Origin of the sequence: Glycomyces amatae (assembly GCF_020991375.1) — a bacterium.
GTDB classification, from domain to species: Bacteria; Actinomycetota; Actinomycetes; order Mycobacteriales; family Micromonosporaceae; genus Glycomyces; species Glycomyces amatae.
Genome location: NZ_JAJLQZ010000002.1, coordinates 504,125 through 515,553 on the forward strand (window position 1 = coordinate 504,125; position 11,429 = coordinate 515,553).

Consider the following 11,429-nt stretch of genomic DNA (forward strand, 5'->3'; position numbering starts at 1 on the left):
CGCCTTCTAGGTCTGGCTGCGGCGGTGCTTGATGTTCATCGCGATGGCGCAGGCCAGGACCACCAGTGCCGCTCCGGTGAGGACCGCTTCAGGCAGGATACCCATTGCGGTCGCGGGCGTCGAGCGGTCGGAGAGCGTCAGATCCGACTGGAGGACGGCCGCGGTGTTGAACTCGGTGGCCTGGTACACCTCGCCGGTGTGGTCGGTGAAGCCGGAGACGCCGACGGTGGAGGCCATGAGGCCGTCGCGGCCGTGCTCGATCGAGCGCAGCTGGACCATCGCGAGCTGCTGCTGGGCCTCGTTGGTGTCGAAGGTGGCGTTGTTGGTCTGGACGACCATGAGCTGGGAGCCGTCGCGCACCGAGGCGGTGGTCTCGGCGTCGAAGGCGATCTCGAAGCAGATGAGCCCGGTGATCGCCATGTCCCCCACTTGGACGACGCCGGCGTTCTGCCCGTGCTCGAACCCGGCGACGTTGTCTAGCCCAGCGGCCATGCGCGGGTCGATCCAGCCGGCCACGGTGCGGAAGAAGCCCTTGTAGGGGACGTACTCGGCGAAGGGCACGGGGTGGCGCTTGGAGTACATGAAGACCGGCCCGGCCTCGGGGTCCCAGACGATGCTCATGTTCGAGCGGGTGCCGTCGTCGTTGTGGACGATGCCGCCGAGGACGATCGGGGCGCCGATGGCCGCGGCGGCCTGGCTGATGAGGTCGTAGGCGTCCTGGTTCTCGAGCGGGTCGATGTCGGAGGCGTTCTCGGGCCAGACCACGAGGTCGGGGCGCTCGGTCCGGCCCGCGTCGACGGCGGCGGCGAGGTCGAGGGTGCCCTGGACGTGGTTGTCGAGGACGGCGCGGCGCTGCTCGTTGAAGTCCAGGCCCAGGCGGGGGACGTTGCCCTGGACGACGGCGACGTTGACGACCTCGCCGGCGGGGGCGGTGCTGCCCAGGGGCACGGCGAGGGGGGCGACGGCGGTCAGCGCGGCCGCGGCGGTGAGCGCGGCGGCCTTGCGGACGCCCGCGCCGCGTTGCGTGGCGAGCGCGAATCCCGCGGCGAGGAGGAGGCCGCCGGCGAGGGCGACGAGGAAGCTCAGGAAGGGCGCGCCGCCGAGCCAGACCGCGGCGGCCCCGGGCGCGTCGGCCTGGCTGAAGGCCAGCCGGCCCCAGGGGAAGCCGCCGAAGGGCTGGCGCGAGCGCAGCGCCTCCTGGGCGACCCAGGCGACGCCGGTGAGGGGCGCCCAGGCCCAGCGGTGGGCGTCGATCAGGCGCGAGCAGGCGGCGAGTCCGGCGCCGAGCAGGCCCGTGCCGAGGGACTGGAGGGCGCACAGGAACAGCCAGGGCCACTGGCCGACCTGCGTGGAGGACCAGGCCAGCAGGGGCAGGAAGAAGGCCATGCCGTACACGAAGCCGATCCCCAGGCCGCCCCAGGGGCGGCGGCGGTGGACGGCGGCGCCGAGCCCGGCGACGGAGACGGCCGCGAGCGGCCAGGCCCCGTAGGGCGGGAACGCGAGGACGGCGAGGAGCCCGGAGACGACGGCGAGGACGAGCGCGGCCGGGAGGCTCAGGCGCCTGCCCAGGGGGGTCGCCGCGAGCAGCCGGGGGCGGCGCTTCGCGGCGGGGGGCGCCTCGGGTGTCGGGGCGTCGCGGTCGTCGTCGATCACGGTGCTCACAGGGGGCGCTCCTCGTTCGTACGCTGTGCACATGCGCGGCCCGCGGGCCGCGCTGAGACTCCCGGCCCGGCGCGAGTGATCCTCGCGGGGCGGGGGGCTCAAGCCTACTGCGGGCACGGCAAAGGGGCGTAGCTGTGTCCGGCTACGCCCCTCGCACGGGTTTCTCCCAGTCCCTGTACGGCCGGCGTCCCCTGCCGCGTCCACCGGCGATCTTCGGACCAACTCGTACCCGTCTGGCTGAGCGTCTACGAGTTGTTGTCTAGGGATCACTGGCGTCCGCCGCGGGTCCACCACCGGCGACCGGCCCGCCTTCCTCCGCCGACCCCCGCGATCTGGACCTGGCCGCCGGTGGCAGTGCGGCCGCGCTGCCACCTTGTCCAGTCTGCGTGGGAGCAAAGCAAGTCGAGTCGCCCCCGACGTTCGGCGGACTTCCTTCTCGGGTCGTCCGCCGAGGACCAGACCACCGTAAGCCAATCCGCGCCGGTGACGTCAACCGGGTCGGAATTTTGGTCCAGTAATTTTTTTCGCGTTCCGGGCCGGTCGCTCGGGGGCCGCGCGGCGGGCCTGGTCAGGCACGCGTGTACGCAAGGTGTCCCGCCGCGACGGTCATGGCGCACGCCGGTGCGGGCGTGCCCGGGTCACTCAGATCGGGCAGGGCGCCGGCCGTGAGATCCCACACGGCGAAATTGGCTCGGGTGTTCGGAACGAGCGACCCCGCGTCGTCCACGCCCAGGGCCCTCCAGCCGCCCCTGGTGGCCGCGGTGAAGGCCGCCGCCAGCGGCAGTCGCGAGACCGGGTTGCGGTGCGCCACGGCCGCTCTGACGCCGCCCCAGGGGTCGATGGCGGTCACCGGGGAGTCCGAGCCGAAGGCCAGCGGGACGCCCACGCCCGCGAGCCTGGAGAACGGGTTGGCCGCCAGCGCCCGCTCCCTGCCGAGCCGGGCCGCGTACATGCCGTCGGGGCCGCCCCAGGCGGCGTCGAACGCCGGCTGGACGGAGGCGTGCACGCCGTGGTGGACCATGCGCGCGATGAGGCCCGCGTCGAGCAGCTCGGCGTGCTCGATGCGGTGGCGGGCGTGGCGGATCGCGTCGAGGCCGAGCCGGGGCTCGACCAGGTCGAGGCCGTCGAGGACGGCCGCGACGGCGCCGTCGCCGATGGCGTGGAAGGCCGCGGGGAGGCCGGTCGCGTGGCAGTCCATGAGATGGGCCGCGACGTCCTCGGCGGTGAGGTACTGGGCGCCGAGGGTGTCGGCGTCGGCGTAGGGGGTGCGCAGGAACGCGGTGCGGGCGCCGAGGGAGCCGTCGGCGGAGAGGTCGCCGCCGCAGCCGTGGGCGCCCAGGTCGCGGGCCTTGCGGGCGGACCGCAGCTCCCCCCACCAGCCGTAGACGGCGGGGCTGCCGGGCTCCTTGCCGAGGGCGACGAGGCCCGCGAACTCGGGCTCGATGCGGTCGTCGAAGCGGTTGGGGACCGAGTGCTCGACGACGGCGGCGACGCCCAGGGACGCGGCGCGGGCGAGGGCGGCGCGGGCCTTCTCGAGGCGCTGGTGGACGGGGACGGCGTGGGCGACGGCGGCGCGCGCCGCCCGGTGGGCCATGCGCCGGTACGGGGGCTCGTAGAGGCCGTACTCGAGGGTCGCGATCTCGGGGTGCTCCCGGTCGAGCCGGGCGCCGGGGACGCCGGCGTGGCCGCAGACGCGGGAGAGGTAGGCGAGGCGGCCCCCGGCGGCGCGGTCCACCTCCTCGTAGGAGGGGAGCGCCGGGTCGTCCCAGCCGGTCTCGTCCCAGCCTCCCGCGAGGACCACGGCGTCGGCGGGGAGGGTCGCGGCGTAGGCGGCGACGCGGTCGAGGACCTCGGCGGCGGACGCCGTCCCGGCGAGGTCGAGGTCGGTGAGGGCGGCGCCGGTGCCGGAGAGGTGGACGTGGGAGTCGACGAACGCGGGGGTCACCAGGCCGCCTTCGAGGTCGACGGCGCGGTCGGCGGCGGGCGCGTCCTCGTCCCGGCCGATCCAGGTGATCCGGTCGCCGTCGGTGAGCAGGGCCGTCGCGGCCGGGCTGGTCGGGCTCAGGACCCGCCCGCCGCGCCACAGGGTCTTGGGACCGTTCGCTGGGAGGTGGCTCATGCCTCCAATGATGTCAGTCGACGGGGTGGAGGACGCGGTGGAGGAACCCGCGCGCCCGTTCGGTCTTCGGGGCGGCGAGGACCTCGGCGGGCGGACCGGACTCGACGATGACGCCGCCGTCGAGGAAGACCACGCGGTCGGCGACCTCCCGGGCGAAGCTCATCTCGTGGGTGACCACCAGCATCGTCATGCCGCCGGCGGCGAGGCGCTTCATGACCGACAGGACCTCGCCGACCAGTTCGGGGTCGAGGGCGCTGGTGGGCTCGTCGAAGAGCATGAGCCTGGGGCGCATGGCCAGCGCCCGCGCGATGGCGACGCGCTGCTGCTGGCCGCCGGACAGCTGCGCGGGCCGGGCCCGCTCCTTGCCCTCGATGCCGACCTCCGCCAGGAGGCGCCGGGCGTCGGCCTCGGCCCGGGCGCGCGGTGTCTTGCGCACCCGGCGCTGGGCGATGGTGACGTTGTCGAGGATCGACAGGTGGCTGAAGAGGTTGAAGTGCTGGAAGACCATGCCGATGTCGCGGCGGGCGGCGTCCAGGTCCGCGTCGGGGCCGGTCATGTCGTGCCCGGCGGCGGCGATGGCGCCCTCGGTGGGCTCCTCCAGGAGGTTGACGCAGCGCAGCAGCGTGGACTTGCCCGAGCCGGAGGGCCCGATGAGGCAGACGACCTCGCCCTCGGCGATGTCGAGGTCGATGCCGCGCAGGACCTCGTTGTCGCCGAAGCGCTTGCGCAGCCCCCTGATCCGGACGAGCGGGGCGTCCCCGGTGGACTCGTTCATCGTGCGTCTCCTCGCTTCTCCAGGCGGCGGGCCAGCATCGAGAGCGGTACGGTCAGCAGCAGGTAGAGCAGGCCGCCGACCAGCAGCGGGGTGGCGTTCGCCTCGGAGGTGAGCTCGTTGCGGGCGAACTTGGACAGCTCCATGGTCGCGGCGGTGACGCCGAGGACGAACACGAGGCTGGAGTCCTTGGTGAGCATCACCAGCTCGTTCGTCAAGGGCGGGATGACGATCCGCAGGGCCTGCGGCAGGACCACGGTCACCATGGTGCGGGTGTGGCTCATGCCGAGGGAGCGGGCCGCCTCGATCTGCCCCTTCGGGACGGCCTGGATGCCCGCGCGGACGCTCTCGGCGATGTAGGCCGAGGAGGTCAGGCCCAGGCCGATGGCGACCTGGCCGTAGACCCCGCCGGGGTATTGGAGGCCCGGGAAGGCCTGGGGCACGCCGAAGCCGACGAGGAAGAGGACCAGCAGGGCGGGCAGGCCGCGGAAGACCTCGACGTAGCAGGCGGCGAACCAGCGGTAGGGGCCGAACGCCGAGACGCGCATGAGCGCGACGGGCACGCCCACGAGCATGCCGAACGCGAACGCGAAGAGGGTGTAGACGATCGTGTTCCAGAAGGCCGTCCACACGTCCGGGAACATGTCGGCGGCGATGTCGAGCCGGAGGAACGAGTCGGCGATGCGGCCCCAGTCGGCGAGGAGCGCGACCGCGAGGACCGCGGCGGCCGCGACGGCGTACTGGACCGCGCGGGAGATCCGGCGCCGCTGCCGCGGCGCCAGGCGGGGCTCGGTGCGCGGGGCCACTACTGGTCGAGGTCCCCGGTGTACGGCTCGCCGATCCACTCCTCGTAGAGCTCGGCGTAGGTGCCGTCCTCGAAGGCCTCGTCGAGCATGGCGTTGACCTCGTCGAGGAGCTCGGTGTCGTCCTTCTGGACGGCGAAGCCGTAGTACTCGTCGGTCTCGATGGTCTGGACGAGGGTGAGGTCGGAGGCGGTCTCGATCATCGCGGTCCAGGTGGCGAGGTCGGCGATGGAGGCGCCGATGGAGCCGGAGCCGGCGGTCATGGCCGTGGCGATGTCGCCCATGGACTCGAAGGCGACCGGCTCGAAGCCGTACTGGTCCTTGACGCTGTCGGCGTAGGCCTCGCCGGTGGTGCCGGACTGGACGGCGACGCTCTGGCCCTCGAGCTGGTCGAGGGCGGTCACGCTGGAGCCGGGGGGCACCACGAGGGCCTGGTCGGCGCGGTAGTAGGCCTGGGAGATGCCCATGGCCTCCTGGCGCTCCTCGGTGATGGACATGCCTGCGGCGGCGATGTCGCAGGTGCCGGCGTTGAGGGCCTCGCCGGAGCTGATGGACTCGAAGCCGATCTCGACGATCTCGACGGTCTGGTCGAGGCGCTCGGCCAGCAGGTTCATCAGCTCGACGTCGAAGCCGACGTACTCCCCGCCCTCCTGGTACTCGAAGGGCTCGAAGGGGATGTTCGTGCAGACGGCGAGGGTGGCGTCGTCGCCGGAGTCGGCGGTGCACGCGGCGGCGGCCAGCCCGGTCCCGATCAGGGCCAGAGCGGCGGCGGTCCGGCGGGCGTAGGTGTTCACCTGAGGGCTCCTCATGAGTAGTGGTCGGGGTGATCTTTCCGGTCGGACCCTCCCATGGTCGTGGCGCCTGGTCGGCAATGTGGCAGGTTTCGCACTATAGGCGGGCGGAATCGCCGCTCGCGGGCCTTGTCGTCCCTGCGCGGGACACTTGCGGCCGCATGTCGGCCCTGCATGAGAGAGTGATGCGCATGCTGATGCTCATCGACGCCGCCTCCCTGTGGTACCGGGCCTACTACGGGCTGCCCTCCTCGATCAAGGCGCCGGACGGGCGGCGCGCGGGGGCGGTGCGCGGGTTCTTCGACGGCCTGGCGGTCCTGGCGCGGCGCTACTCCCCCACGGGGATGGTGTGCTGCCTGGAGGGGAACTGGCGCCCGCAGTGGCGGATCGACCTGATGCCCGGGTACAAGGCCGAGCGGGCGCTGGCGAACGGGGCGGAGGACACCCCGGAGGGGCTGGAGGACCAGGTCGCGGCGATCGAGGCGCTGCTGCCGGCCCTGGGGGTGGCGACCGCGGCGCACCCGGACTTCGAGGCGGACGACGTGATCGCGACGCTGGCGGCGCGCACGGCCGAGCCGGTGCTGGTGGTGACCGGCGACCGGGACCTGTTCCAGCTGGTCGACGACGAGCGGGACCGGAAGGTCGTGTACCTCGCGCGCGGGATATCCAAGGCGGAATTGTTCGACGGCGAGGCGGTCGCGACGAAGTTCGGCGTGGACCCGGGGCACTACGTGGACTTCGCGGTGCTGCGGGGCGACCCGTCGGACGGGCTGCCGGGCGTGAAGGGCATCGGCGCGAAGACGGCGGTGACGCTGGTGAACACGTTCGGGGGGATCGCGGGGCTGCGGGCGGCGGCGGCCGAGGCGGGCTCGGACCTGCCCGAGCGCCAGCGCAGGTCGATCGGGGAGGCGGGCGACTACCTCGAGCGGGCGGTGAAGGTCTCGACGGCGGTGGCGGACGTGGCGGTCCCGCTGACCGACGCGGCGCTGCCGAAGGCCCCGGCCGACCCGGAGCGGGTCGAGGCCCTGGCGCGGGAGTGGAACGTGGGCTCGGCCCTCAAGCGCTTCCACGAGGCGATCGCGCCGCAGGGGGCCTGAACCGGGCCCGGCCCGGCCGGACTGTCGTACCCACCGGGCACCATTGCAGACCGGGGGCCCGTCCCCGAGGCCCTGCAGGCTTCCGGGATGCCCGCCGATCGGGCCCGGCCTCACTCCCAGACGTTCGCCTCGGCTTCGAACACCTCCCGGTCCGAGTGGACCGGGATGACGCACACGATGTGGCCGCCGGGGGCCCGCAGCGTCCGGCAGTCGAGCCAGCGCGAGACCTCGACCGCCCCCAGCGCCTTCAAGCGCTCGGTCTCGGCGTCGAGGTCGTCGGTCTCGATGTCCACATGGATCCGCGGCTCGCCCTCGCCCAGGCGCTGCACCCCCGTCACCAGGCCCGGCAGCGCCCCGGGCAGCGAGAAGTACTGCTCCTCCTCGGGCACCGGCACCGCCGGCACGCCGAGCGCGCCGGACCAGAAGCCCGCCGCCGCGTCGGCGTCGGTCGTGTCGAAGAGGATGGTCGAGAGGCGGCTGCGGTGCACAGTGCTTCCCTTCGGGTCAGACGTCGGCGACCACGCCGCGGCGGATCGCGTCCACCGCGTCGAAGGCCCGGTCGGCGAGTTCGTTCGAGGACTCGGTGCCGATGTGGCGCGCGGCCGACCCCATCTGGTGCAGCAGGTCGGCGGTGCGGCGGGCCCAGCGCACGAAGTCGCCGCCGGGCATCGGCCACGGCCCGTCGGCCGCCGCGAGCGCCTTCGACAGCTCCTCGCCCCGGGTCCACCGGTAGATCGGCCAGGCCAGCCCCATCTGCGGCCGCGAGATCAGCGACAGCCCCCGCTGGTTCTCGGCCCGCCGGATCGCCTCCCAGCGCCGCACGGTCTTCTGCACCTGCTCGGTGATCGGCCCGGGCACGGCCACGAAGAACTCGTCCTCCTCGAACCGGGACTCGTAGATGACCGTGGAGGCGATCGCGGCCAGCGCGGGCGCGTCCAGGCCCTCCCAGATCCCGTCCCGCAGGCACTGGGCGACGAGCAGGTCGGTCTCGACGAAGAGGTTGCGCAGGAGCCGCCCGTCGTGGGTGACGGTCTCGCCCTCGAGGTAGCCGAACTCGGTGAGGACCTCGCGCACGGCGGTGAACTGGCGGGCCAGGGAGTGCTCGCGCCGCTCGGAGCGGCGGCGCAGCAGCTCCTCCTCGCGTTTGAGCCGCGACCAGCGGGAGGCGTTGACGGTGTGCTGCCCGGCGTCGGGGCAGGTGCGGCACGGGTGGGCCTTGACCTCCTCGCGCAGCCGCGCGATCTCGGGGGTCTCGGCCGCGCCGCCGCGGCGGGTGGGGCGCGAGCGGTCGCGCGTGGCCTCGCGCAGGCTGGAGGCGAGGTCGGTGCGGGACCGGGGGTCGCGGCGGTCGAAGCGCTTGGGCATGCGGATGCGGGTGACGACCTCGACGCCGCCGTCGAACGCGGCGGTCTCGAGCGTCCCGGCCCAGCCGTCGGCGGTGAGCACGGACCAGCGCGGGTCGTGGTGGCGGGAGCCGCCGGTGGGGCGCAGGAACACGGCCCAGCCGGTGCGCTTGCCGCGGGAGATCCAGATGACGTCGCCGGGGCGGAGCTTCTCGAGGTAGGTGCGGGCCTCGTCGCGCAGGGCGCCCTTGCGGCGCTTCTGGGCGCTCTTCTCGGCGTGCGAAAGCTGCTGGGTGATCTCGTAGTAGGCGAGGAAGTCGCCCTTGTCGCATGCGGCGCCCTCGGCGGCCTCGGCGGCGCGCCGGCCCAGGGAGCGGGCCTGCTCGGCGATGTGGACGGCTTCGGAGTCCGATTGGAACTGCGCGAAGGAGGAGGCCAGGACCTCTTGGGCGCGTTCGACTCCGGCGGCGCCGATGAGGTTCACGGCCATGTTGTAGGAGGGCGCGAAGCTGGAGTTGAGCGGGTAGGTGCGCTTGGAGGCGAGGCCCGCGACCTCCTTGGGGCGGATGTCCTCGGCCCAGACGGTGACGGCGTGCCCTTCGACGTCGATGCCGCGCCGCCCGGCGCGGCCGGTCAGCTGCGTGTACTGGCCGGGGGTGAGCATGACGTGGTCGGAGCCGTCGTACTTGATGAGCCGTTCGAGGACCACGGAGCGGGCGGGCATGTTGATGCCGAGGGCGAGGGTCTCGGTGGCGAAGACGGCCTTGAGGAGGCCGCGTTCGAAGAGCTTCTCGACGACCTCTTTGAACACCGGGAGGAGTCCGGCGTGGTGGGCGGCGATGCCGGCGGCGAGCCCGGCGAGCCACCGGTCGAAGCCGACGGCCTCGAGGTCGGCGGCGTCGATGTGGGCGACGCTGGCGGTGGCGTAGTCGACGATGTCGTCGCGTTCGCGCCCGTCGGTGAGGCGCAGGCCGGCGCGCACGCACTCGTCGACGGCGGCGTCGCATCCGGCGCGGGAGAAGATGAAGTAGATGGCGGGCAGCAGCGCGGCCTGGTCGAGGCGGGAGACGACGCGGCCGCGGTCGGTGTAGGGGCGGCCGCGGCGGCGCCCGCCGGCGTGGCGCTCGTTGCGTTCGCGGGCGCGGGCGTCCTTCTTGAGCAGTTCCTTGGAGACGTAGTCGCCGTCGGGTTCGAACAGGTCGAGCAGGGTGCCGCCGATCATCATGTGCTGCCACAGCGGGACGGGGCGGGTCTCGGAGACGATGACCTCGGTGGAGCCGCGGACGCTCTTGAGCCAGTCGCCGAACTCCTCGGCGTTGGAGACCGTGGCCGAGAGGGAGACGACGCGGACGTCCTGGGGGAGTTCGATGATGATCTCCTCCCACACGGCGCCGCGGAAGCGGTCGGCGAGGTAGTGGACCTCGTCCATGACGACGTACCGGAGGCCGCCAAGGGTGGGCGAGCCCGCGTAGATCATGTTGCGCAGGACCTCGGTGGTCATGACGACGATGGGGGCCTCGCCGTTGACGACGGTGTCGCCGGTCAGCAGGCCGACGTTGTCGGCGCCGTGCGCCTCGACGAGGTCGTTGAACTTCTGGTTCGACAGGGCCTTGATAGGGGTGGTGTAGAAGCACTTCCTGCCCTCGGCGAGCGCGAGGTGGACCGCGAACTCCCCCACCACGGTCTTGCCGGCGCCGGTGGGCGCGCACACGAGCACGCCGTGGCCGTCCTCGAGGACGCGGCAGGCCTCGACCTGGAAGTCGTCGAGTTCGAACGGGTAGTCCCCCGCGAACGCGGCCAGCTCGGGCCATTGCCGGCGGGCCCTGTCGGCGGCGTGGCGCTCGGCGGGCGAGCGGTCGTCGGCGTGCACGTCGGCGTTAACCATGGGCTCAACACTAGTCTGCCTACGGCTCCCCCTGCGAGCCATAAACGGGCTTCGGCCCGCGGGGCGGCGCCGCCGCGCACCCGGCTGTGACGACGCCTACACGGCCGGGTATCGTCCGGTTGTGCACCGGGAATCCTCACCAGGAGATGACGATGCGGGACGCGGAGGGGTCGACGCGGTCCTGTTCGACTTCCACGGCACTCTGGCGCAGCTGGAGCCGTTGACCCGGTCGGTGTCGTTGGCGGCGGAGGCGTGCGGACGGCAGTTGTCGCCGCTCTCGGTGACCGCGCTGGCGGACGCCATCGGCGCGCAGGGCTGGCTCGGCTCGGGCATGGAGCCGCGGGTGCGCCCGCACTTCGCGGACGCCTGGGCGGACCGGGACCTGGACGAGGAAGCCCACCGCGAAGCGTTCACGGCGCTCGCGGCGCAGGCCCACGGGGTCTTCGAGGGGCTCGCCGAGGCGCTGTACGACCGCCTGGCCTCCCCCGAGGGGTGGGTCGCGTTCGCCGACACCATCGCCACCCTGGTCTCGCTGAAGGCGCAGGGGTATCCGATCGGGCTGGTGTCCAACATCGGCTTCGACGCGCGTCCGATACTGCGGCGGTTGGGCATCGACCGGTTCATCGACGCCTGGGTGCTGTCGTACGAGGTCGGGTACTGCAAGCCCGACGAGAAGATCTTCTACGCGGCCTGCCACGCGCTGGACGTGGAGCCGGGCCGGACGCTCATGGTCGGCGACACGATGGCCGACGCGGGCGCGGCCAGGATCGGCGCCCGCTGCTACCTGGTGCCGCACACCGAGGCGGGCCGCGCGGTCGGCTTGGACGCGGTCCTGCGGCTGGTGCGGGCCGGCTGCTGAGGCCGCCGCGACCGGGACCGCGCTCGGCGCGGTGAGACGCGAAGGGGGGGGGCCGCCCGGGGGGGGGGGGGCGCGGGGCCGCGGGGGGGGGGGGGGCG

At 73.3% G+C, this 11,429-nt stretch carries 9 protein-coding genes; 2 read left to right on the forward strand and 7 right to left on the reverse strand.

What is annotated here, in order from left to right; translation table 11 throughout:
• Positions 1–6: 6 nt before the first annotated feature.
• From lnt to LO763_RS05250, 5 genes are all read right to left on the reverse strand, one after another.
• Positions 7–1,662, reverse strand: coding sequence for an apolipoprotein N-acyltransferase (lnt, locus tag LO763_RS05230; RefSeq protein ID WP_230600892.1), 1,656 nt, complete (start codon positions 1,660–1,662; stop codon positions 7–9).
• 568 nt (positions 1,663–2,230) lie between these two features.
• Positions 2,231–3,781 carry an amidohydrolase gene (locus LO763_RS05235; RefSeq protein ID WP_230600893.1) on the reverse strand — a complete coding sequence of 517 codons (1,551 nt, stop codon included), beginning with the start codon at positions 3,779–3,781 and terminating at the stop codon, positions 2,231–2,233.
• A 13-nt stretch (positions 3,782–3,794) separates the two neighbouring features.
• Positions 3,795–4,556 carry an amino acid ABC transporter ATP-binding protein gene (locus tag LO763_RS05240; protein ID WP_230600894.1) on the reverse strand — a complete coding sequence of 254 codons (762 nt, stop codon included), beginning with the start codon at positions 4,554–4,556 and terminating at the stop codon, positions 3,795–3,797.
• Positions 4,553–5,359 carry an amino acid ABC transporter permease gene (locus LO763_RS05245; RefSeq protein WP_230600895.1) on the reverse strand — a complete coding sequence of 269 codons (807 nt, stop codon included), beginning with the start codon at positions 5,357–5,359 and terminating at the stop codon, positions 4,553–4,555. The genes LO763_RS05240 and LO763_RS05245 overlap by 4 nt, the downstream gene beginning before the upstream one ends.
• Positions 5,359–6,150 (reverse strand): transporter substrate-binding domain-containing protein, encoded by a 792-nt coding sequence (locus LO763_RS05250; protein WP_230600896.1) that lies wholly within the window; start codon positions 6,148–6,150, stop codon positions 5,359–5,361. The genes LO763_RS05245 and LO763_RS05250 overlap by 1 nt, the downstream gene beginning before the upstream one ends.
• Before the next feature lie 188 nt (positions 6,151–6,338).
• Between LO763_RS05250 and LO763_RS05255 the strand changes: the two genes are divergently transcribed.
• Positions 6,339–7,244 (forward strand): 5'-3' exonuclease, encoded by a 906-nt coding sequence (locus tag LO763_RS05255; protein ID WP_230600897.1) that lies wholly within the window; start codon positions 6,339–6,341, stop codon positions 7,242–7,244.
• Positions 7,245–7,354: 110 nt separating this feature from the next.
• Here LO763_RS05255 and LO763_RS05260 read toward each other — a convergent pair whose 3' ends face one another.
• Together LO763_RS05260 and LO763_RS05265 are read right to left on the reverse strand one after the other, a co-directional pair.
• A complete protein-coding gene (locus tag LO763_RS05260; RefSeq protein WP_230600898.1) occupies positions 7,355–7,732 on the reverse strand; it encodes a VOC family protein in 378 nt (125 codons plus the stop codon).
• 16 nt (positions 7,733–7,748) lie between these two features.
• Positions 7,749–10,472, reverse strand: coding sequence for a DEAD/DEAH box helicase (locus LO763_RS05265; RefSeq protein ID WP_230600899.1), 2,724 nt, complete (start codon positions 10,470–10,472; stop codon positions 7,749–7,751).
• Positions 10,473–10,593: 121 nt separating this feature from the next.
• On the opposite strand from LO763_RS05265, the gene LO763_RS05270 reads away from it, so the two are divergent.
• Positions 10,594–11,331 carry an HAD family hydrolase gene (locus tag LO763_RS05270; RefSeq protein ID WP_230600900.1) on the forward strand — a complete coding sequence of 246 codons (738 nt, stop codon included), beginning with the start codon at positions 10,594–10,596 and terminating at the stop codon, positions 11,329–11,331.
• The last annotated feature ends 98 nt before the right edge of the window (positions 11,332–11,429 follow it).